Source organism: Colwellia sp. BRX8-9 (assembly GCF_014077245.1).
In the GTDB taxonomy this organism is placed as follows: domain Bacteria; phylum Pseudomonadota; class Gammaproteobacteria; order Enterobacterales; family Alteromonadaceae; genus Colwellia_A.
Window position 1 is genome coordinate 109,036 of the sequence record NZ_JACGVN010000007.1, and the last position, 23,886, is coordinate 132,921.

Annotated in this window: 18 protein-coding genes and 1 pseudogene; 6 read left to right on the forward strand and 13 right to left on the reverse strand. The window is 37.8% G+C overall.

The window, feature by feature from the left end; genetic code table 11:
- Window positions 1-15 precede the first annotated feature (15 nt).
- Entirely contained in the window at window positions 16-720 is a 705-nt protein-coding gene (gene deoD / locus H4J70_RS07860; RefSeq protein ID WP_182215970.1) for a purine-nucleoside phosphorylase, read from the reverse strand.
- Window positions 721-987: 267 nt separating this feature from the next.
- On the opposite strand from deoD, the gene H4J70_RS07865 reads away from it, so the two are divergent.
- On the forward strand, window positions 988-1,563 hold the full coding sequence (locus tag H4J70_RS07865) for a TetR/AcrR family transcriptional regulator (protein WP_259364916.1): 576 nt from the start codon (window positions 988-990) through the stop codon (window positions 1,561-1,563).
- 235 nt (window positions 1,564-1,798) lie between these two features.
- Here the strand turns inward: H4J70_RS07865 and H4J70_RS07870 are convergent, their stop codons facing one another.
- Both H4J70_RS07870 and H4J70_RS07875 read right to left on the reverse strand, forming a co-directional pair.
- Window positions 1,799-3,436 (reverse strand): endonuclease, encoded by a 1,638-nt coding sequence (locus H4J70_RS07870; RefSeq protein WP_182250860.1) that lies wholly within the window; start codon window positions 3,434-3,436, stop codon window positions 1,799-1,801.
- Between the two features lie 316 nt (window positions 3,437-3,752).
- A complete protein-coding gene (locus H4J70_RS07875; RefSeq protein ID WP_182215965.1) occupies window positions 3,753-4,004 on the reverse strand; it encodes a transketolase-like TK C-terminal-containing protein in 252 nt (83 codons plus the stop codon).
- 611 nt (window positions 4,005-4,615) lie between these two features.
- Between H4J70_RS07875 and H4J70_RS07880 the strand changes: the two genes are divergently transcribed.
- Window positions 4,616-7,855 (forward strand): TonB-dependent receptor, encoded by a 3,240-nt coding sequence (locus tag H4J70_RS07880; protein WP_182250861.1) that lies wholly within the window; start codon window positions 4,616-4,618, stop codon window positions 7,853-7,855.
- Window positions 7,856-8,020: 165 nt separating this feature from the next.
- On the opposite strand, the gene H4J70_RS07885 is transcribed toward H4J70_RS07880, so the two are convergent.
- Window positions 8,021-9,028, reverse strand: coding sequence for an AraC family transcriptional regulator (locus H4J70_RS07885; RefSeq protein WP_182250862.1), 1,008 nt, complete (start codon window positions 9,026-9,028; stop codon window positions 8,021-8,023).
- Window positions 9,029-9,126: 98 nt separating this feature from the next.
- Between H4J70_RS07885 and H4J70_RS07890 the strand changes: the two genes are divergently transcribed.
- A complete protein-coding gene (locus H4J70_RS07890) occupies window positions 9,127-9,591 on the forward strand; it encodes an SRPBCC family protein (protein WP_182250863.1) in 465 nt (154 codons plus the stop codon).
- A complete protein-coding gene (locus H4J70_RS07895) occupies window positions 9,582-10,403 on the forward strand; it encodes a sterol desaturase family protein (protein WP_182250864.1) in 822 nt (273 codons plus the stop codon). Before H4J70_RS07890 ends, H4J70_RS07895 begins: the two co-directional genes overlap by 10 nt.
- Before the next feature lie 35 nt (window positions 10,404-10,438).
- On the opposite strand, the gene H4J70_RS07900 is transcribed toward H4J70_RS07895, so the two are convergent.
- Both H4J70_RS07900 and H4J70_RS07905 read right to left on the reverse strand, forming a co-directional pair.
- A complete protein-coding gene (locus H4J70_RS07900) occupies window positions 10,439-11,680 on the reverse strand; it encodes a CaiB/BaiF CoA-transferase family protein (RefSeq protein ID WP_182250865.1) in 1,242 nt (413 codons plus the stop codon).
- Window positions 11,680-12,861, reverse strand: coding sequence for an acyl-CoA dehydrogenase (locus H4J70_RS07905; RefSeq protein ID WP_182215953.1), 1,182 nt, complete (start codon window positions 12,859-12,861; stop codon window positions 11,680-11,682). Before H4J70_RS07905 ends, H4J70_RS07900 begins: the two co-directional genes overlap by 1 nt.
- Before the next feature lie 132 nt (window positions 12,862-12,993).
- Between H4J70_RS07905 and H4J70_RS07910 the strand changes: the two genes are divergently transcribed.
- Window positions 12,994-13,875 (forward strand): LysR family transcriptional regulator, encoded by an 882-nt coding sequence (locus tag H4J70_RS07910; protein WP_182215951.1) that lies wholly within the window; start codon window positions 12,994-12,996, stop codon window positions 13,873-13,875.
- Window positions 13,876-13,947: 72 nt separating this feature from the next.
- Here the strand turns inward: H4J70_RS07910 and H4J70_RS07915 are convergent, their stop codons facing one another.
- Window positions 13,948-14,382: a GNAT family N-acetyltransferase gene (locus H4J70_RS07915; protein ID WP_182215950.1), complete on the reverse strand. Its 435-nt coding sequence runs from the start codon at window positions 14,380-14,382 to the stop codon at window positions 13,948-13,950.
- Window positions 14,383-14,596: 214 nt separating this feature from the next.
- Window positions 14,597-15,442: a carboxylate/amino acid/amine transporter gene (locus tag H4J70_RS07920; protein ID WP_182215948.1), complete on the reverse strand. Its 846-nt coding sequence runs from the start codon at window positions 15,440-15,442 to the stop codon at window positions 14,597-14,599.
- A 191-nt stretch (window positions 15,443-15,633) separates the two neighbouring features.
- On the opposite strand from H4J70_RS07920, the gene H4J70_RS07925 reads away from it, so the two are divergent.
- Complete coding sequence (locus H4J70_RS07925) at window positions 15,634-17,817, forward strand: prolyl oligopeptidase family protein (RefSeq protein WP_182250866.1); 2,184 nt, start codon at window positions 15,634-15,636, stop codon at window positions 17,815-17,817.
- A 228-nt stretch (window positions 17,818-18,045) separates the two neighbouring features.
- Here the strand turns inward: H4J70_RS07925 and H4J70_RS07930 are convergent, their stop codons facing one another.
- From H4J70_RS07930 to H4J70_RS07950, 5 genes and pseudogenes are all read right to left on the reverse strand, one after another.
- Window positions 18,046-18,870, reverse strand: a complete 825-nt coding sequence (locus H4J70_RS07930; protein ID WP_182250867.1) for a hypothetical protein — start codon at window positions 18,868-18,870, stop codon at window positions 18,046-18,048.
- Window positions 18,871-19,833: 963 nt separating this feature from the next.
- A pseudogene (locus H4J70_RS07935) lies at window positions 19,834-20,430 on the reverse strand (RHS repeat-associated core domain-containing protein); the annotation flags it as partial.
- A gap of 180 nt (window positions 20,431-20,610) precedes the next feature.
- Window positions 20,611-22,146 carry a Fic family protein gene (locus tag H4J70_RS07940; protein ID WP_182250869.1) on the reverse strand — a complete coding sequence of 512 codons (1,536 nt, stop codon included), beginning with the start codon at window positions 22,144-22,146 and terminating at the stop codon, window positions 20,611-20,613.
- Between the two features lie 206 nt (window positions 22,147-22,352).
- Window positions 22,353-22,904: a hypothetical protein gene (locus H4J70_RS07945; RefSeq protein WP_182250870.1), complete on the reverse strand. Its 552-nt coding sequence runs from the start codon at window positions 22,902-22,904 to the stop codon at window positions 22,353-22,355.
- 613 nt (window positions 22,905-23,517) lie between these two features.
- A complete protein-coding gene (locus tag H4J70_RS07950) occupies window positions 23,518-23,847 on the reverse strand; it encodes a hypothetical protein (protein ID WP_182250871.1) in 330 nt (109 codons plus the stop codon).
- Window positions 23,848-23,886: the final 39 nt, after the last annotated feature.

The window sequence follows — 23,886 nt, forward strand, 5'->3', positions numbered from 1 at the left end:
ATATGCGTACTAAAACTAAAGAATACTTTCTAGAGTAACTTCAATCATTTCGCCAAATTTTAACTGACGATCTTCTGCTGACATTTTTTCGCCCGTTTTAATATGATCACTTACTGTTAGCAGGCATAGCGCTTTTTTACCTAATTCAGCGGCAACGCCATAAAGACCAGCCGCTTCCATTTCTACCGCAAGAATGCCATATTGTTCTAACTTCGCGAATACTTCAAATTCTGGTACATAAAACAAATCAGCTGAAAAAACATTACCTACTTTCGGCGTTTTGCCTAAACGCTTCGCGGTGCTAACCACTTTTTCGAGTAACTCATAGTTAGCTATAGCCGCAAAATCATAATTATTCAATCGTTGACGATTAACATTAGAGTCGGTGCTGGCACCCATAGCAATAACGATATCTTCAAGTTGTATATCGTCACGAATTGAACCACAGCTACCAACACGAATAATATTTTCAACGCCATAATCTCGGTAAAGCTCAGTCGCATAAATAGACATCGAAGGGATCCCCATACCTGAGCCCATCACTGAAATACGTTTACCTTTGTATTCGCCCGTGTAACCAAACATATTTCTAACTTCGGTGACCTGTTTAACATTGGTTAGGTAGTTGTCTGCGATGAATTTTGCACGTAAGGGATCACCCGGCATGATAACCGTTTCGGCAAAATCTCCGACATTAGCTGAGATATGTGGTGTTGGCATAATAAATTTTCCTAATAGTTCAGAGATGTTTTAATTATTTTATAGCTATTTATTTTCACATAATAGAAATAACCTGACACCAGTGTCAAGTAAAATCATAATTCTGCTAAAATTAAACCCTAAATTGACTATTAACTTTATTGTTGAAATAGCTTATATTTGCCACCCTGCTAATAAATGCTGCAAAGATGATTGATTAATATGCCAATAATAAAGAATCAACAACCAAACACGTCATCAACTGGGCGGGTCAGAAAAAAGAATCAATTGATCATTTTAAAAGCTGCCGAGCAAGATTTCTTAGAGCATGGTTTTAAAGGGGCATCAATAAAAGGCATTGCTGAACGCGCCGGTATCCCACGGGCAAATGTTCATTATTATTATAAAAATAAAGAAGCTATTTACTCTGATATATTATTAGAAATTCTTACCTTATGGGATTCATCCATTATTACCTCGACTGAAGAACCTGCTAAAGTCTTAGGTGATTATATTCTTGCTAAGGTGATGTATTCAAAAACTAATCCTGAAGCATCACGGATATTTGCCGGTGAATTTATACACGGTGCTCCTCGCTTGCAGGAATACTTAAAAACCAGTTTTAAAACTTGGATAGATGAGGTTAAAGCGACTATTGAAGGCTGGATTAAGCAAGGTAAGATGGACCCAATTGATCCACTTTATTTACTCTTTACTATTTGGGGAGCCACGCAACATTATGCTGATTTTGCCCCACAAGTTAACGCAGCCATGGGTAAAGATAAGTTAAGTAATGAAGACTTTGAACAAGTGGCTAAAACCCTTACCCAGATAATTCTTAAAGGTTGTGGTATCAGTAAGTAAAAAATTTACACTGATAGATATAAAGCTAGACGTGCAATATTACGCACTAATTCCTTGAAAGACAGGATGTCTGAGAGAGGCCATCCTGAACATCGTCTCTCCTTCACATCCATGTGACCGTGACATACCGTTCATCCTGAACATAAAAAGGCATTACACTTTTAAAAATGAAATGCCTTAACGTTACTTTGTTAGCTAATACTTTAAAAGCTATGAATAAGAGAAGTTCCCTTAATTAATTACCCCAGATACTGTCAACATATTCAGGGTGGTCAACAAAAGGATTACGGTTGCCTTGATGACCAAGTGCCGCTTCATTTCGATCTATTTCTTTTTGACTGACCGGGTCATTGGTATGCCAACGTAATAACATTTCTAATTGCCATAATTCAAAAACTTGATTACTACTACCATCTAAAATAGCATCACCATACACCGAATTATTCTGCCAGCCGCCAATCAAGTTTTCATAACGCGTCGCCATGTAAAATTGTGCGCGGGCTAAATCACCTTTAAATTCATCAATGGGTTCAAACACAGTACCGCTATAACCTAAAGTCGTGGTTGCTGAGCCTAATTTACTGTTATTAGTTGAAGTAAAAGATGCTGTGGCAACTTCACCGTAAGGGTAACCACCGCGTTTCGAATTAACAAAGCCGTCGGTTGCATAGATGTGATGAACATCAGAGTTCATTGGCTCTACTTTGCCGCCAAACCAGCTTTTTGGGAAAGTATGTTCTCGATTATAACAACCGCCTTCACCGCTATAATTACCACACTGATCGGTGACTTTAATAAAATTATAATTGTCACTTACCAGCGGATTTTCAGAATATATATCTAATATAGAGCCATCATTTTCAAAATAAACATCCAAAGAATGGTTTTCATAGAAGGTCCATAGCGCTGAATAGCCCTGATTTTCATGATCTTTGATTAAATTATAAAGCTCTGTTTTTAACGGGTAACCTGATGTCGAGCTAATGCCGTCATAATAGGTACCAGAATAAGTGCCTGAGCCACTGCCTCCTCCACCCGGAATTCCGCCTGTGTTACCTAAAGTAAAGGTTTTGGTTTCACTACTGTTGAAGTCACCACCGTTAATTAATGCAGTTCCGGCAAGAGAAAATTCATAAGAGCCATTGCCGTAAGTACAGCAAATACCATCACCATAAGTATCATTAATGGTAAAAGTATAATCATCATCGGCTAAACAATAACTTTCATTATAGCTGGTCGAACTTTCGTAGTTATTACCACTAGCAACTTCTTGATTACTCGTGTTGGTTAATGTCCAACTAGTTTCGTAACCGTAATTATCTGTGGTTAAACTAAAAGTCACATTATTGGTACTGCAACTACCTGTCCCACCGCCCGATGCTTGAGTAGGTTGAAAATAGTCAACATAGACAATTTCAGAACCATCAAAACCGGCAATGTCGTAAAAACGTAAGCCAACAGCAATATCTGACGTTGCGCTTGCGGTATAACTATGGGTAACTTGTTGCCATTGATTAACTAGACTTTCATTCGAGTAGCCCTGATAGCCATCGATATATAAACGCGCTTTAATACTACCTTCTGTATGGTAAACCCAAACAGAAAATTCGTAAGTTTGCCCTGCAACAACACTAACCAGTTGTTGAATGTCGGTAGAACCTTGTGTACCGGTATTAACGGTAATTTCAGCTGAACTCAAACCTTCTTGAAAAACAGTGGTATTTTTATTCACGCTAATACCAGAATCAATCGTCGTCCAACCCGAGGGGGTGCCTGCTAACCATGTTTCAAAGCTTCCATTATTAACGTCTGCAACAGCATAGTGGCTGGTAGCACAGAGTAATAAAGCAGCAATATTATTTTTATAGTTCATTTATATACCTTATGTTTTTATTAAATAATGGTAACACTCCCTATATTATCCATAATGCTTGCAACTCCGTAATAAAACCCGAATAAAACGTACACAAATACAGTGCAAATTTGACACGACACCAAGATAAATAATCTTAACCAAGTAGTCAACAAATAACAAAAAGTAATAGTGCAGATTGTATATTAATACCACAGCATAAATTATTATCTAATGGCTGTGGCATTACTTTTAAATTATTATTACCAAACGTTAACTTTTTTAACAACCTCATCAACAGTAAAGATAAAGTACGCCATTAATACTTTACCCGGAGCTAACTCTCAAAACGACTAAGACCAACAACGCCGCCACTTAAACCGATATACTTCCTCCAAAAATCGCTATGGACGGCGCCGATAGCAACAGGTTTAGTAACGGCGACTGGCAGTATGTCTTTTTTACAATAGCTACTTTGTTCATCAAATATATTGGTTGATAGTATAGAAACAACTTGTACTTTTTGTCCTTGCGCGGTCAGTACTTTGCCAGCATTTAAAGTAAGTTCAACTTCTATAGCCTGTCGCAATTAAGATAACCTCTGGTGCCCCTTTACAAGTGGTTAATACGCAGGCACCTTTTTTCAATATTTGCTAACTGTGATTCATTGCGGGGTATGGCTGATAAATTTTGACGTGAAAAAATTAATGCACTGGTGATTTTTAAACGCCATTTTCCAAACAACAGTAGATTCAGTGGCATCACAAGGACGCCAAGTTGTCAGGTTAGGTATAGTAGGTAAATTGGTTAGTTGTTCTATCGGTTAATGCGTTGGGTCATCTTCTCCTTGCCCAAAGGAAACATAGCATTAGTTAACTTTTTACGTGGCAAGAGGGTTACTCCTACTTTAAGTTTCATTGTTTATGATACTATTATTTAAAATATTATTTTCTTGTCCAATTGGTCAAGTAAAACTTGACACATATGACAAGATAGTATTATTTTAATGATGACTCTATAGAAGAAAAATGCTGCTCGATATTGAAAAATATTGCTAAATAAAGCTTAAGAGTAAAAATAATTATTTGAAACGTTGATTATTTTATAGAGATTATTTGAACTAACGGATCACTGATATTTCAATGAAAATGTTACAGAATAACGTTGGTTCTTTTTAAAAACTTAGGGAACAAATATAAAATGAACAAACTAAGACTGTCAAAAATAGCCAGTGCGATTGTGATCGCTGTTGGCTTATCGACTTCTGCAATGGCTGCAGATACCTCGTCTTCAATGCGAGGTAAAATCCTAAGCCCTACGGGCGAAGCCGCTAGTAATGTTAAAATCACCGTTATTCATGAGCCTTCAAAAACCAGCCGTGAGTTTATGACAAATGCCACAGGTACCTTTACCGCTAAAGGTTTACGTGTTGGTGGTCCTTATACTGTTATTATTGATTCAGACACATATAGTGATACCACTTTAGATAATATTTTTCTTAATCTTGGTGATACTCATCGTATTAGCCAACAACTACAAGCAGATAATATTGAACGTATTCAAGTAACAGGCTCAAGTTTTCTTCAAAAATCAGGTGGTTCAAGCAGTATTTTTGGAGCAGAGCTTATTCAGAATACGCCAAGTTTTAACCGCGATATTAAAGACATTGCCCGTTTAAACCCATTAGCAAGTATTAATGGTAACGGCGAGTTAATTATTGCTGGTGGTAACCCACGTTCAAACAGTTTAACCGTTGATGGTATTGGCCAGAATGATGACTTTGGACTTAACTATGGTGGCTACCCAACAGAGCAACCACCAATATCGTTAGATGCTATTGCGCAAATATCAGTCGATGTGTCACCATTTTCAGCACAAAAAGGTAACTTTGGTGGTGGTACCATTAATGCAGTTACTAAATCAGGATCTAATGAATTTAAATTTTCAGGCTTTGCTGAAACTTCAACACCGGATATGGCTGGTGATGTTCAAACAATCGATATAGCAACTGAAGTTTATTATACTGATTCAGACGTCGATAAAAAAAACCCCAGAGTACGTAATATATTAGATGATGATGACCATCAAACATTTGTTACGAAAACGGTTGCCCCTATCAAAACACAATCACGTTTTGGTTTTAACGTTGGCGGCCCTATTATAGAAGACAAACTATTTTTCTTTGTTAACTATAGTAACTGGTCTAGTGAGTTGGCCATGGATTATGGTTTCCAAGGCAGCGGCGCTACCCATGAATACGATATTTCTCAAGAGCAATTTGATGACTTCAATACAATTTTAGGTGATGTTTATGGCCGCACTGATTCTTTAGGTGGCGATCAAGAAGATACCAATGAAACGTTATTAGCTAAATTAAGCTGGAACATCAATGATGATCACCGACTTGATTTCACCTACCAATGGCAAGATGATCAAGATGAGCGTAATGCCGGCACCGGTGGTACAACCGTTAGCATGGCATCAAACCGCTATACTTATGCAACTACATTTAATAACTTCGCCACTAAAATTTATTCAGACTGGACTAATGACTTCAGTACTGAAATGGGCATAAGCTACAAAGATGTTGCTACAGATAGCAATACTAATAGTGATATCGGTGAAATAACCGCTATTACAGAATATCGTGGTCCACAGTTTGTTTTTGGACAAGACCAGTTCCGTCATGCCAATGAATCAGCCACTCAAAACCTGACATTGTCGTTAGATGCGACTTACTTGATGGATGACCATGAAATTAATTTTGGTCTCCAATATGAAGATTTAAACTTATACAACTTATTTGGGGCTAATTCACTAGGGTCTTGGGAGTTTGCAAGCTTTAAAGATTTTGCCGCACGTGATTTAGCTAGATATGGCGAATTTACTTATCAAAATTCCTATACCGGCGATACTCAAGACCTTGCTTACGATGTTTCACGTAGCCAACTATCCTTTTATATTGAAGACAACTTCGACCTAACAGACGATATCAATGTTACTGCAGGTGTTCGTTATGAACGATTATCATCAAGCGACAAGCCAACACTTAATAGCAAATTTCAAGAAACTTACGGTTACACTAACCAGGAAAATCTTGACGGTTTAGATATTATTTTACCACGGGTTAATATTGAATGGAGATTCTCTGAAAAACTAACACTTTCTGCGGGTATTGGTCGTTTTCAAGGTGGTATCCCAAATGTTTGGTATAACAACCCATTTCAAAATGACGGTATTACGCTGGTTGCTGCATCAAGTAAAGTGATTGAAGATTATTATAAAGATAGACTTGTTGAGATTGACTTCAATGTTCCTAGCGAAATAATCAGCTCACTTGAAAAAGGCGCTGGTAGTACAAACTATACTGACCCTAATTTCAAACTCCCTTCAAGTTGGCGTAGCCGCATTGCCGCAGATTACACTTTTGACATTGATGGCTTAGGCGAAAACTTTAACTGGTCAACAGAATTGATGTACCATGTTAAAGAAAATGAAGCTGTTTGGAAGAATACCGCATTACTTTATCCTATTACCGCTGCTGATGGTGAACGTCTAATCTATGAAAGCCGTTACACCGGTGATGTAGAGGATAACTTTGATATTCAAATGACTAACGCGCAAGACAATGGTCGCTCTATTATCTTCTCAACAGCGCTAGCAAAGCGTTGGGACAACGGCTTAAGTATGACCATGTCTTACGCTCATCAAGATATCGAAGAAAATCACGCAGGCTCATCATCACGCGCACAAAGTAACTACAAAAATAATGTTATTAAAAGCCGTAATATTGATTTCGTTGCTCGTGGTAATTATGAAGTTGAGCATAACCTAAAAATTAACTTAGGCTATGAAACTGAGTTTTTTGCCGGTTATAAAACCAATATCAACTTATTCTTTGAACGTCGTTCAGGCCGTCCATTTAGCTGGGTAACAGGTAACTATCAAGATGAAGACTTAGGTGATACTCGCGACTTTTATTCAAACTCGGCTTACTTAGCGTACATTCCAACAGGTGCTGAAGATCCAAATGTAAATTGGACCGATTCAGGAATGAAATGGAACGAGTTAGAAGCGCTTTTAGACCGAGCAGGTATTAGCGAACGAGGTGAAATTCTTGACCGTAATACTGGCACACAACCTTGGGTAACAACTATGGATCTAAGCATTAAGCAACAGATCCCAGGTTTTGCAGAAGGTCATAAAGGTGAAGTATTCTTGATGGTGAACAATTTTGCTAACATGTTAAATGATGACTGGGGTGTTGAAAAGCGAATGGGCTATCCACAACAAGCTATTTATGATTTTGCTGGTTTAGATGGTGATGGTAAATATAAAATAGATAAAGTTTATAATGGCTCTGATACTCGCAGTTACGATCGAACAGTATTAGGCTCATCTGGTTGGCAGATGAAGGTAGGTATTAACTACAAATTCTAATACCAATCGGTAAAACTGCTTAATAACAGTTTTGTTTAAAAATCGAACGGCTTTGATTTAATTCAAAGCCGTTTTTTTATTTTACGGCTAACTTTTAACTGATAAGAATGCTCACAAATATAATTACCTGCTGGGGTTTATCTAGTGGTCCCCAGAAGAATAAGCTTATGTTTTAATTAATTTATATTTTAAGTAATACAGAGGGCTGCAACCATACCAACGTTTAAATGCGCGATTAAAAGAACTTTGATCGTTAAAACCAAGTTTTAAGGCGATAGTACCTAAGGGATATTTACCCATATAGCCTTGTAACCGCCTTTGGCGTTCGCTTTCAAGTAAATAAACAAACGAGGTCTGTTGTTGTTTTAACTGACGTTGCACCGTTCGAACTGTCATGTTTAAAGCACTTGCTGTGCGTATTAAATTGCAATCGTCCAAATCATTTTTAGCCATTAGGAGATGGCTTATTTTCTCGGCTAAGCACTGTTGGCTTTTAAAACCTGACAATTGCTGCGCCGATACTTGTTTAAGTGCTAAATTAATAGCGGCGTTATCAGTTTTAAAAGGCAGTGCTAAATAGCTACTAGGAAAGATAATTTGATTATATTGTGCATTAGTTTTAATCGGGCAGTTAAACCAATCAGCGAGTCTCTTTATTTCAATATCAGGCCAAGACTCAGTAAAAAAAATATAACTAGGTGAAAGCTGGGAGTTAAGCAATTGGCGAATAACACTGACCCAAGCCGTCATATTACGTAAAATAGCCTGCGGGCTGCAGCTTGCGTCTGGCAACCATCGAATAATAGCAATATCTTCTTGTTGTTCAAATTCAGCCTTGCCGATATCAGCGACCAAACGGTCATAAATTAACAGCGATGAAATTGCGCTTGCTAAATTATTACTCGATTCGATGAGATAACCCAGCACACCAAAATCGGCGGCTCTGATTTGCTGACCTAATTTAAATCCAAAAATTGGCTCATTTAAAGTCTGTTGCGCATAATCAAGCAGTGCATTATAACTGCTTAAACTAATGCGAGGCGCTAACTGTTGTGCTTGCTTATTCGCGTATTCATCAAAGTGTATCGCCGACAAAACGCTTTGACTCTCTAAACCAAGCGTTTCAAGGTAATCAAGGCAACTTGTATAATAATGATCGGCCAACGTAGTCATTTGTCACCTAAAGCTAAAAAATGGTCATCTATGAGCAAGTCTGCCACGGAAGTTTTTTTTATACTAGTGGTAATTATCAAGAGTGGTGCGTTGTAACTATGATCTCAATAACCTTAAAACAGAATATCAATGCAACGCCGCAACAAATTTGCGAGACCTTGCTAGAGCATCAGCAATTAAGTCGTTTTTTTGATGCAACTTTTAGCCTGATTCAACCACAAAATAAAGATGAACTAAAAGGAGGTAAAGGCGCTATTAGGCAAGTAAAAATCAGTGGCATTAAGTTTTCTGAGCGTATTATTAGCGCTGACCATCACCATATAAGTTATCAATTAATGGGTAATAAACCCGTTGCAGAGCATCGCGGCGACATTTATTTTAATGAAAAAGACTTGGCTAAAGATAGTAACATCCCAGCAACCACTGAAGTTACCTACCATATTAGCTGCAAAGCCCCCTGGTGGTTACCGAGCTTTATACTGGCTTTTTTTATTAGAAAAGATTTAGTGCAAGCACTTAAAAAATTAGCGTTACACTTTAAAGGTGACATGGTATGTCCATAGAAATTATTTTACTGGCGCTAAGCCCAGTCTTTATTATTTTTGTTACGTTAGAATTTATTAAATATCGCCGTTATTACGATATCAAAGACAGCTTCGCCAACACGGCACTGGCTCTGATGCATCAAGGTGCAGATGCTGTCGCCTTACTGATATTAATGCCCTTTTTTTATTGGCTTTATGATTATCGACTATTTGATATAGCGCTAACCCCTATCAGTATTTTTGGCGCCTTTATCTTGCAAGACTTCTTGTATTATTGGTTTCATAAGGCATCGCACCATATTCATTGGTTATGGGCCGCCCATGTTGTTCATCATAGTTCGACCAAAATGAACTTTACTACCGCCTTTAGACAGAGCTTAATGTATCCGCTTGCCGGTATGTGGCTATTTTGGTTGCCGATGATATTAATAGGTTTTGACCCCATTACCGTATTTACTGTAGTGGCACTTAATTTGGCTTATCAATTTTTTGTGCACACTCAAGTTGTGAATAAGTTAGGGTGGTTCGAAAAAGTTTTTAATACCCCATCGCATCACAGGGTTCACCATGCAATAAATGCAGGTTACCTTGATAAAAATTTTGCTGGGGTTCTGATTATTTGGGATAAATTATTTGGCACCTTTGCCGAGGAAGAATCAGAGAAACCTTGTAAATACGGTATTGTTGGACAACTGCACAGTAATAACCCACTGACGATTACCTTTCATCAATGGCGTTATTTAATAAGCAGTATGTTGACCAGTAAAGGCATGAAAGCAAAACTGAAGGTACTCTTTGGTTATCCGACCAGCTCCGTTAAAGAGAAATAAGTGAGATAACCGCTAAGCTTTGCTGGTTCTTACGACTAAGCAACAACACCTTGCTCAAAAGCACTTGAGATAATGGCGTCATCATAGTTAAGCATATCCTTTAAAACAAAGTAGGTATGCTGTCCTAACTCGGGTGCTGCACTATGGTATTGCAGAGGTGTCGCCGACAGATTAATGGGTGATGCCACAACATCGATTAAATCGCCATTATCGTTTGGCAGTTGCTTAACCATAGCTCGGTGTTTTATTTGAGGATGGTCAAATACTTGCTCTAGGGTATTTACCGGTCCACAAGGTACTGATATCAATTCAAGTTGCGCTATCCACCACTGCGTTGTTTGTGTCTTTATTTTTTTAGCCAATGTCGACACCACATCGTCTCGATGAAGAACCCGTTGAGCATTCGTGCTATAGCGGTCGTCTGCTGCAAACTCGTTTAGCTGACACAAATGACAAAACCTTGAAAATTGGCTGTCATTGCCGATGGCTAAAATTAAGTCACCGTCTTGGGTGGTAAACGTTTGATAGGGCACGATGTTTGGGTGTGCATTACCTAATCGAGGTGGGTTTTCATTAGTGGTTAAGTAATTCATCGCTTGATTAGCCAGCATTGCTGTTTGAACATCAAGTAAAGCCATATCAATATATTGACCACACTTGGTGTGATGCCTAGCCATAAGAGCGGCTAAGATAGCGTTACAGCTATATAGCCCTGTCATAATATCCACGACTGCAACCCCAACCTTCATTGGACTGCCTTGCTGTTCACCGGTAATACTCATTAGGCCACCCTCGCCTTGTATCATGGCATCGTAACCGGGTTTGTGAGCATAAGGACCCGTTTGCCCATAGCCAGTAATTGAACAATACACCAAATTAGGATTAATTTTTTTCAACTCAGCATAATCTAAACCATATTTAGCTAAATCACCGACTTTAAAGTTTTCAATAAAAACGTCTGACTGCGCCACTAAATCTTTAATGATCTGTTGACCTTGCTGACATTGAATATCAATGGCAATAGATTTCTTGTTGCGATTAGCGCAATGAAAGTACGCCGCTTGTGGCGGTTGACTGGCTGTTTGGGGTTTTACAAAAGGAGGCCCCCAAAAGCGGGTGTCATCACCTACTTTTGGCCGTTCAACTTTTATCACCTCAGCCCCCAGATCAGCGAGCATTTGCGAGGCCCAAGGCCCCGCAAGTATCCGGCTTAAATCGACTACCTTGATACCTGCTAATGCCGATGGAGGGTTTACGTTTGTAGGAGTATCTGTCATTAGCAAAAAGCTTGTAAACCGGTAATGGCACGACCTAAAATCAGGGCATGAACATCATGGGTACCTTCATAGGTATTAACCGCTTCAAGATTCATCATATGGCGAATAACCCCATACTCATCACTGATGCCATTGCCACCGTGCATATCACGTGCAACACGAGCAATATCAAGCGATTTACCACAATTATTACGTTTCAATAATGAAATTAATTCAACCGGACATTGATCCGCATCCATTAACCGTCCCATTTGTAAGCAACCTTGTAGACCAAGACTTATCTCAGTTTGCATATCGGCAAGTTTCTTTTGAATTAATTGGTTAGCAGCCAAGGGGCGACCAAATTGCTCACGGTCTATCGTGTAAAGTCTTGCGGCATTAAAACAGAACTCTGCAGCCCCTAAAGAGCCCCAAGCGATGCCATAGCGCGCTTTATTTAAACAACCAAAAGGCCCTGCTAAGCCTTTAATCTCTGGGAACATATTTTCATCGGGTACAAAAACGTTATCCATAACAATTTCGCCAGTGATTGAAGCACGTAAAGAAAATTTGCCCTCGATTTTCGGTGCTGTTAACCCTGTCATACCTTTTTCAAGCACAAAGCCGCGAATTATTCCTTCAAACTTTGCCCAAACAACAAACACATCAGCGATAGGCGAATTGGTGATCCACATTTTACTGCCCGTTAAAGCATAGCCACCCTCAACTTTCTTGGCGTGCGTGCTCATTGAAGCAGGATCACTACCTGAATTAGGCTCAGTTAACCCGAAACAACCCACCCATTCGCCGGAAGCAAGTTTAGGTAAATATTTCATCCGCTGCTCTTGTGTACCATAGGCATAGATAGGATGCATAACGAGTGATGATTGCACACTCATCGCGCTACGATAGCCACTGTCAACGCGTTCTACTTCACGAGCGATTAAGCCATAGCTAACATAATTAACTTCACTGCCACCATACTTAGCAGGCAAAGTAGCCCCTAGTAAACCCAATTGACCTAATTCACGCATTATTTCTCGGTCAAAATGTTCATGTCGATTGGCTTCGAGTACTCTGGGCATCAATTTTTCTTGGCAATAATCATAAGCGGTATCGCGTATCATACGCTCTTCTTCGGTTAATTGATTATCAAGGAACATCGGGTCTTGCCAGTTGAAAGGCGTTAATTTGTCGCTCATCAGGTAACTCCATTAGTAGGCGGTTATGCGCTAAAGTTTATATTTATACGTTAACTCTATCCTCAAAATAAAAATAAATATAATATATAGTTATTATATTTATCATAACTTTTACTTATCAGTAGGCTTAATATGAATTTAAAGCGTTTAGCATATTTTTGTCAATTAGCCTTATTAGGCAATTTTACTCGGGCTGCACATAAAATAGGTATTGCTCAGCCAGCATTGAGTATAGCTATTCAAAAGCTAGAACAAGAAGTTGGTTTGAAGCTAATTAATCGTACCGATAAAAACTCCTTATTAACCGCTGAAGGTGAAGTGCTCTATAAACTGGCAACACAATTATTAAGCCAAGCAAAACAAGTTGAATTAGAGTTAGAAGAACTGAAAGATTTAGAACGAGGTACCATTCGCTTTGGTGTTTCCGCGATGATGGGCTCATATTATTTTCCGAAAGTATTAACGGCATTCAAGCAAAAGTATCCAAAAATAAAAATACACTTGATTGACCAAGGCACAGCGGCACTGGAGAAAATGTTAATGAATGGCGAACTCGACTTAGCCTTGATCCGCGGTGATTTAGAGAATCAACAACTGCGTTATACCGAGCTTATTGATGAGGAAATTGTTGCTGCTATGGCGATTTCACACCCGCTAGCAAAAGAAGAAACTTTATCATTGGCACAATTTTGTCAAGAGCCACTGGTGTTGTTTCATCAAGGTTATTTTTTACGTGAAGTGGTTAGCCACTATGCAAAAGCGCATAACTTATCATTAGACATACGTATGGAAACGAATCTTATTGAACTGCAAAAATCATTGGTTCGCAATGAGGTAGGTATCACTACCTGTTTATCGCGTATTTTGCAAAATGAACAGCAGATAACATCAATTCCGTTTGAACCAAAACTCGCCTTTAAATTGAGTTTGGCATGGAAAAAAGATCATTACCTTTCTAAAGCGAGTAAAGCCTTTATGACTTGTTTAACCTCTACACTCGATCCCATCAACTAAGTATTAGTGCTTTGCTTAGGCTTAGGCAACATAGAAGATTATCTTCGTTGTTTTGGTCTTTATAGATTGACCTTATGTTGAACTTAATATGCCAACATCGATTGCCTGCTGTTCATTACTAAAAATAGCCATTGCCGTATTCATTTGTTTAAAGCCAAGCTTTTTATAAAAACCTTCTTTACCCGGATTAGCATATAATATTATTTTTTTATGTCCGAAAGATAACTCAACTAATTGATTAATCATTTTACGCCCTAACCCCATCCCCTGATATTCAGGATGAATGGCAACGTCACATATATATGAACAATCAAGTCCGTCAGCTAAAGCTCTCCCTGCACCAATAAGCTTTTGTTTTTCATAAATAAAGCATTTAAATTTACTGTTTGAAAAAACAATATTAAGGTCGTCTTTGGCTTTGTTACCTAAAGGCGCAATACGATATAACCTTGATAACTGCTGCCAATCAATGTCGGCTTGGTCGTAGACCCATGAAAAGTTCTGCATATATTCCTTATTTAACATCACAACAAGTGGCTAACAATTGTCGTCTATTATCGTAAAATAATGACTAGTATTTTTATCATCTTTTATCAATAAAAGAGAAACCGTAAGCACGTTATAAAGCGCTGTTCATTGTTTCAGACAACTAAATTTAGTCATTGCCCTTTTGAATAAAGTCGTACGTTGAAACTAACAATAAGTAGAGCCTTTATAAATACTATTCTCTATTATTTATATGGTTGAATAATAATGCGGCTAAAATAATTCCCGCGCCAATGCTTAACTTCACTAGGTCGGCATCTCTGTTCCAAATAAGTACGTTCACAATAATACCTGCTGGAATAAGTAAATTATTCATCACGGCTAATGCACCGACATTGACTAAGGTAGCACCTTTATTCCAGCCAAAGTAGCCTAAACCCGACGCTACAATGCCTAGGTAAATAAGGACACCCCATTGCGTTGCTGTATTGGGTAATTTATCTGAATTGCCGAATAAGGCATAGCAAACAACAGCAACGATTAATGCACCAATAAAAAACCAACCAAAGACCGTTTTATCATCTAACTTGCTATTAGCCATTAAGCGTTTGTAAGTAACTTGTCCAGTTGCAAAACAGATGTTGGCGGCTTGTACGAGCAGAAAGCCTGTCCAAAAGTTGCTGTTAATACTTTCATAACGGATAGCTACAGCGCCACCGACGGCGATAACGGCAGTTAGAAAAAATTTAGGGTTAAAGTGTTTTTCAAGGGCATCATTTAATAGCGTAATATAGATAGGCGTCATTACCGTAAACAATAAGACTTCCGGTACAGATAAATATAAAAAGGAATGATAATAAAAGCTATACATAACGCCAAGTTGCACAGCGCCTATCATCATAAGCTTTAGCGCTAAGGGCTTTGGTGTTTGTGTTAATTTCAAAAAAGGTAAAAAGACTAAGGTAGCAAGCGTTATACGCATAAGCACGCTAAACCATGCATCAACCTGCCCTGCCAAATAAACGCCAATTAAACTAAATGAAAATGCCCATAGCAGGGTAACTGCAAATAAATAGCCCATAAATTCTATCGTTAAGTAATTAATGACCGCAGTCTATCTGTTATTAATTACGGTATAAACAATAAAAGATCGCAACAAGCTATATAAAGACTAAACCAAGCAAAATCAATTATTTCAGCTGCGACTTGAATGTAATGCCGAACTCTGTTTATATTGATGCATATTCAGCAAAATCTTAATAGAAGGGAACTATGTCTGTATTGAATCACCCCAAGAAAACCCTATTTTTATGCGCAGCACTTTCACTCACCGCTTGCCAAAATGATAAAGAACCTAATAAGGCCCCCGTAATGAAAGTGGAAAACCTTGATAAAACTATCACCTACGACACCTTAGGAAAAACTGATCAAGATCATTTATATCTTGAGGAAGTTTTAGGTGACAAAGCATTAACTGAAGTAAAAAGCTGGAATACCCGCACCCTCGACCGCCTAATGGCAGACCCTCTATTTGAAAAAATGAATAGCGAAGTGTTGGAGATTGTTAACAGTAAAGACAAAATTCCATACGCGTCTTATCGAAATGGAGAAGTGCATAATTTTTGGCAAGATGAACAACATGAAAGGGGGATATGGAGAAAATCGACTCTCAGTAGTTACCTTTCAGACACTCCGGTTTGGCAAACTGTTTTAGACTTTGACGCTCTGTCAAAAAGTGAAAATAAAAACTGGGTCTACAAAGGCAATAACTGCCTTTCACCTGATTACGAAATTTGCATGGTCAGCCTTTCTGATGGCGGTAAAGATGCCGTTATTCAACGTGAGTTTAATACCAAAACTCAAACTTTTGTAACCGATGGTTTTATCACCCAAGAAAGTAAAGGCAGTATAGATTGGCTAGACAAGAACACCTTAATTATCGGGGTTGATTTTGGTGAAAACACCATGACAACTTCTGGTTACCCTATGGTTTCTAAACTATGGCAACGCGGTACTGCGTTATCGAGTGCCGTTGAAATTGACCGTGGCGAGCAAACAGATGTTGGCTATTGGGGGGGTATAACAGAGCTAAGTGATGGCCGCCGCGAAATTATTACTACCCGGGCATTAACCTTTTATGACACCGAGTATTATTGGTTTCCACGCAAAAGTGATGGCAGCATCAGTGAAAAAATCAAATTACCAATACCTAAAAAATCAAATTTAAGTGGTGAGTTTAAAGGGCAAATGATTGTCAAATTAAACGAAAACTGGCGTGAATTCAAACTAGGCGACTTAGTCAGCTTTAACATTGATGATTTTATGAATGATGGCAAAATTGACCTTGTTAACCTTGTTTTTAGTCCTGATGAAAAATCTTCAATTGGTAACTTTGGCGTCACAAAATCTAAAGTACTGATGAGCATCTACCATGATGTAACCGGCTCTGCTCATCAATTCGATTGGCATGACAATAAATGGACCTCTAAAAAATTAGACTTTCCAGCTAATGGTTCCGTCTCAATTGGCAGTACCAACAGTAAAGAAGAAATTGCTTTTATTTCAGCAGAGAGCTTTCTTAATCCTGACACACTTTATACTTATAACACCGCAACAGGCGAAAAAGCTAAAGCGAAATCTTTACCTAGCTGGTTTGATGCTGAAAGCATGGTTAGTGAACAATTTTTTGTTTCTTCAACCGACGGTACTCAAGTTCCCTACTTTGTTGTTCGACACAAGAACACAAAGTTAGATGGTAAAAACCCAACTCTTTTGTATGGCTATGGCGGCTTTGAAGTTTCTCTAAACCCTAGTTATTCGGCTACTCGCGGAAAGTTGTGGTTAGAAAGAGGCGGTGTCTATGTCTTAGCCAACATTAGAGGCGGTGGCGAATATGGACCTAAATGGCATCAGGCTGGTTTAAAAACCAATCGCCAACGTATTTATGATGATTTTATTGCTGTCGCTCAAGATTTAATCACCAAAAAAATAACGTCTCCTGAGCATTTAGGTATCGAAGGTGGCTCAAATGGAGGCTTGTTAATGGGGGTGATGTTTACCCAACGTCCAGATTTATTCAATGCGGTAATATGTGCTGTGCCCCTGCTTGATATGATGCGCTATCATACCCTATTAGCAGGTGCCTCATGGATGGGCGAATATGGCGACCCTGAAAACGAAATTGAAGGTAAGTTTTTGCGGAGCATTTCGCCTTATCATAATATTGACCCTGCTGTAGATTATCCAGAAGTCTTCTTTATAACATCGACTAAGGATGATCGTGTTCATCCGGGACATGCTCGAAAAGTAGCGAAACGCATGGAAGACCAAGGGCATAAATTTTTATACTATGAAAATATTGATGGTGGGCACTCTGCTGCTGCCAACCTTAAAGAAACCGCCAAGCGAATCGCACTGCAACATACTTATTTAATGCAAAAGTTAGCAAATAATTAACAGTTTTATAGCGTAAAACTGATGATAGTGGCAGGATAATTCGCAGCTTTTGTCTAATTATCACCGTAGGTTTTTTGAAGTCTGTTTAACGTCGTTAAACAGACTTTTTATTAATGGCAGTAACCAGGTCTTGTCATCAATAGCTATAAGGAACGTCGTTTCTGTACCTTTATTTAAAGTACCTTGCGAGGCTAATATGGGTAATTAAATACCCACAACCTTAAAACTCTAGCTTTTGTCTTTTGATATTTGATGAATAAGTGATGTACCCCAATCATTCATTCCATCGCCAATAGCACCGACCATCAGCGACAAATACTTTTTCCCGGTAGCTTGCTTATAAAAATTACTATATTCATTTAGATCTTCATTACTGATGTCACGATAAATAAAATATGACGTTAAAACCATTTGCTGTTCCATTGAAGGCTTTATATTGACCGCCATTTGTTCTAATTGAGCATCGAGTTGCGTGGCAAGCTCAACATTTTCTGGTTGGGTGATTTTCAACGCTTCAAACATATTTTCTAACATCGCCATCATCAAATTCATCCCTTGTTCTACAATTTCTGATGACTCAACATAATGAATAATTACTTTTGTTCTCTCAGGAGATGGCGGGCTTGATTGCAACTCAGCCATATAAAGCATTAAGTTTTGCTGAAACTTTGGATCCGTAGATTGAAGCTCAGCACTTACAACGCGAGAAGCAAGATCACTATCCAACCACTTAAGAATCGGCTGTAGTTCAGCTAATGAGACATTCTTCCTTATGTTTTCAGTCATTTTGTTTAGCATCACATCAGGATTTAATGACGATACAAACACTTGCATAAATTTTTCATGTTCAACTGGATTTTTAGCCGTTAAAGCCATTTGTTGTCCCATCGCTTGCAATTGTAGCGGTAATCCTTCAATTGACTGGGTTATCCCTGATTTATCCATTAACTGATATATTTGTTTATCTGTTATCTGATCATTGGCATACGATGTTGTGATGATAGACGACACTAAAATAATGCAGCGAGCTATAAACGTAGTAAATTTTTTCATGTTGTTCTCCAGGTTTATTAAACTATATGTTTAAAAATCTTTAGTGACTTTACCATTAGAAGTAAGTCGCTAAATTCCATTAAAAAACTATCTATAAATACAAGTTATGCCCCCCTTTTCGTTATCAAACAAAAAAAAAGCCTTGCGTACCGTGCTACTGAAAATGTGATAAAAAGGAGTATCCAATAAACTAATTTTTTGTGAACTAGGCTTAGGTATAAAAATCACTCGACTTAATAAAGGTAACTTAAGTCTAGTTTATTAAAACAAAACAGCATAAGTTATTATGGGTGGTCTAATAAGTGGTGACACCTGACTTATCCATTAACTGATAGACTTGAGCATCACTTATCTGATTGTTTACAAATGAATTTGTAATAATAAATGACGCTAAAATAATGCAGCGTCCAATAATCGTAGTAAGTTTCATTTTATTCATTTAGTTGTTAGCAACATTTTATTATCATATTGAATCTAAACCTACTTACGTATCCCTAAAGGTATTAGATAAAGCCTTTGAAGAAGTAACCAAATTTATGGGGTTACTTCACAAAGGGCTTTGTATTCAAAATATAGCATGAGTTCAAATGAGAATAGTTCTCAAGTGTCACCGACCCCTTTTATTGAAGGTTAACTCAATAATATTTTTCCATTTATATATAAACCTGCTGCTAAAATCGAACTTAGAATAACTACAGTCGTAAATATTAATCTTGTTGGTTTCTTAATATTTAGGTTCGTTATTGCATACTTGAAAATCATTATTTGCATAATTGGTCCAATAATGAAATACGCTAGAAGTATGTAACTACCCAAAGATAAATGGGTATCTTGAGTATTAACCCCGAACAATAACAGTATTTTATTGAATAGCGTTACTATAGTTGGGAAATGAAATATAGCTATGATAATCGGAATCCATAGTATTAATTCAATCAAAATTATTATCATTTTTTTATTCATTTATTCGTCCTTAATAACTGTAATGTTATCTTTTGTTTTAGCATCACCTTTTAAATTAAAGTCAACAGAATTTGGTGATTGAATCCCCCCAGCAAAAACATCTTCTCCTCCTGCATTTATTACACTAACAGCGGCATCCGCACAATTATTATTAATTGACCATTCTTGATCAGAGTCAGAAATTAAATTCTTAGCAAAATCATTTGCTGCACCTTCATCTGGAAGCTTCACATCAATTATTACATCGGGTTCCCTACCATATATAGCTACATCTTGTTCGTATGTATGAAACTCTGCTGGACTACCATTTCCATTTGTTGGGAATTTACTAACATAGGTTCCATTATTTGTCATCGTTGCTGCATGACCAGCGATGCTGTTTTCGCCATTAGCTTTTTTTCCTGCATTCCATGTATAAACCTTAGCTTCACCTGCTGGATCTGTATATTTATAAGGATTATTCGCTACATATGAATAACGGTTAAAAGTATCAACTTCACCTGTAAACCCAACCGGATCATTAGAGTAGAAACGCCCGATAACCTGAGCATAGTATCGTGCCTGCATATAAATAATCCGAATCTTGATCCAGACTACTTTCTTTTGAAATGGGAATAAAGTGCTTTGTAGAGAGGGCCTTACTTCCTTGGCTGTATTTTAAAGAACATCATCAATTCGTCACTGAATCGCATAAATTTAGCATATTTAATGAACAGTTAGTAAACAGTATTGTTCTCTCATATGCTTACTAACTATTCATTCTATTAATGGTTAAGTTTAATCAACCTCAAACACCTCTTGATATTTACTTTCTATTTCTTTTACTTCGACATCAGTTAGTGCAGAGAACTCCTTAGTTTTGGCCCTCTTCGATAATTGACCATTACTCTGACGCAAAAAATTAAGTAGTAAACTTAAACTCTTCTGAGGCATGTCGAATCGATTATTTACATAGTTCCAAATCTCATCGTATCTTTCGAGATAAAGAACTTCCTCAGGAAGAACTGTGTCTACTGTCTCTTTTACACACTCAAACAAAAACTCTACTTGGCACGTCATATCACCATATCGATATAAGTCAGCCGTTTCGTTTGTTACATGAACATTATTATCTTCGGTCGGTTTCCATTCGATATACTTTAAGCGCGGTTGTGTAAACTGCTCTAACACGGCTTTGTACTCTTCTATTCTTTCTAAAATCACCGCTGAAACGGGAAAGATTACGCCTTTAGGTGTGAAGCCACTTTCAGCTAATACATGATGAATTAAGTAGCGATGAATTCGTCCATTACCATCTTCTAACGGATGAATAATTACAAACGAAAAGGCAATGATTGCAGCAGCTAAAACAGGATGAAATCCTGAACCTTTCATTAGTTCATAAGCACTTAGATAAGCAACGAGCAGTTCATCTATATCTTCTGGCTTTGCAGATATATGCTCAGGTATTGGTATGTTGGTCACACGATCATGCTCACCTACAAAACCGCCAACGCAACGAATTCCCGGCAGGATAAATCGACGATCAGGAATTACGACTTCTTGCAAACGTTCTATCTCATCTACGGTTAATGGTTGCATGCCTGCTTGACCGATGATTTTCCCCCATCGCTCTATACGATTATGAGGAGGCGATTCTCCTTCAATGGTATACGAAGCCTTAGAATCTGAAAGCAGCAGAAAAGCAGCGGCTCTTGAAAGTAAATCACTGTGAACAGCTCCTATATTTTTTGCCGCTTTTTCGTCTAAATTCTCCCCAATATATTGAACAAGCTTCTCTGTTTTTTTAATTAAAGGACAAAAACCATTAACACCAGGTAAGTTGTTATTTATTCGTTGGCGTGAAACTTTGGTTTTGGCGCAGCCAAATTGTAGTTCTTCATTTAGCGCGTCAACATAGTTCCCAGTAGTAATATCCTCAATGGGTATTACTTGCGTAGTAAGCCATTCATAGAAAAACCAAATTCGACGGCTATAAGCACCTGTTATTTCATTTTCAATTGAGGCGGTAATGTCTTCTGTTGCCAAAGCGCCAAAGAAACTTCGCATAATAGCTAAATCTACACCTTCGTATTTCAACGCAAATGTTAATTGTGCAAACCAATGGGATTCAGGCTGATAACGGCTTCCCCATATTAACCACCTTCCTTTACTGCGCTTAGCATTCTTAGCTGGAACAATTGCACAAATAGCATTAGGAGCAGGAACTCTTAGTTGGAATTCATTGATAAGCCAAGCATATCCAACCAGCTCTGCCCCAGGCTCTGGGTATACTTCTTCATCAAAAAACTTTGCGCGTTTAGCTAATACCATATTACCAACCTAAAAATGATGATTTACCATGAAAAACGATTATCACCCATGAAAAGTAATTATATAAAGTATTACTTCATGAATAATAATTACAAACTATATTATGACTGAAAACTTAAATCAACTGCGTGAAAAACAATTACTAGGCGTGAAATATGATTATAATGAATGAGGTGACGTGAATTCTGATTATTTATTGGTGAGTGTCATAGTAATCCCTTCAAAGGTAAGAACAATAACTTGATCAAAATAAAAGCCATTAAAGCGATGCAAGCAAGTGCAACATACAATCTTGGATCATTAAACTCGAAATCCAACGACCCACTACCATCGAAGGTTTTACCTAGAATGATCGAAAACAATACAAAGAACGGAATATTTATAAGCGCCTTTACCCTGAAATTATGATAGAAGATCAATGAATGAAATTTAATACCTTTAGGTAAAAGTACTACTGATAAGCTGAGCATGAGAACCACTGATACAACAAACGTTTGAGCCAACAAATATATGCCTAGTGCAATCTCATCTACTACTTTTATCGTTTTTAGTTCATATAAAAATGGCACATAGGTGCTTGCTAGTTTTGCCAGTACAACAAATAAAGCTAATGATGTGACCATATCGCCAATAGCTTTAACTTTGTTATCTTGAAAACTTTGTTCTTTAATGCTTGAATTTCGAAGCAGAGCTAAAGCCCGTTGTGAAAACCCCAACAAACCAACTCTATCCAGCATTTCTTTAATGATTTCTTTCAACTAGTAACCCCTTAAAATTTTATAGAGAAATTCATTCTACTCTAAAGCGCAAAAATTCACTCATTAGGGATTATGCATTGATTAAGTGCTGGACAATATTATTTAGCATTGAAGCAACAAAAAGCCCCGCGAGTGCGAACCACTAGAACAGCAGAGTACGGGGCTAATGTTCAATCCCTTTTGGCTTCAAAAGCAGCCAAAAATAAAGCCCCCGACAGGGGCTTTGGATTCAATATCCTAAATGCTAACTTTAAAAAATGATTACTAATTTTGAGCTAAACAATTAGCAGGCTAATGAAGACCTACAACATACATTTGATAGAGCGCTGTTAAGCCAATAATTGTGTATATGACAACCGTTGTTAAAGCAAAATAGATTAGTATTTTTAGTTGACCATCAAACAGCCCATGCCTCCATTTATTTATCAATATCCCTATAAGTAATAATATATTTGCAGCTAGAATGACAAACGAAAAATTTATCAGGTAGGAGCCGTCACTAAGATCTATTAGGTTTGAAAGAAGCCTCCTAACAGGAGTAGGAAATAGAGTCAGCAAAATTATGATATCTAATAATGCAACTGAGAGAAGTGCTATAACGTTAATAGGCATATTAATTTATCTCCTTATCTTTAAATTCAACTTGATCTCTATTGCTATTACCGGGAGATGATTTAAGGCTATCAGGAAGGATAACTGTCGAACCTTGAGCCTTATCAGCAACAGCGGAAGCCGCACTATTACTATTAACTCCAGTGTACGAATACTCCTTATTTTCAACCACTGAAGTTGCAGCATTATCTACGTCTGAATCATTAGCTATGATTTGAGTTATATGATCTCCCAAGTCTTCAGTATTAGAACTAAGAGCTTCCCATGCTGCTCTGTCAGTAGCTCCGGTAGTACTTGATGTACCCTGAGTTTTTCCTGTTACTTTCCCCATTATCCCTTTTCCATTATTTCCATACGAATGAATTGTTGC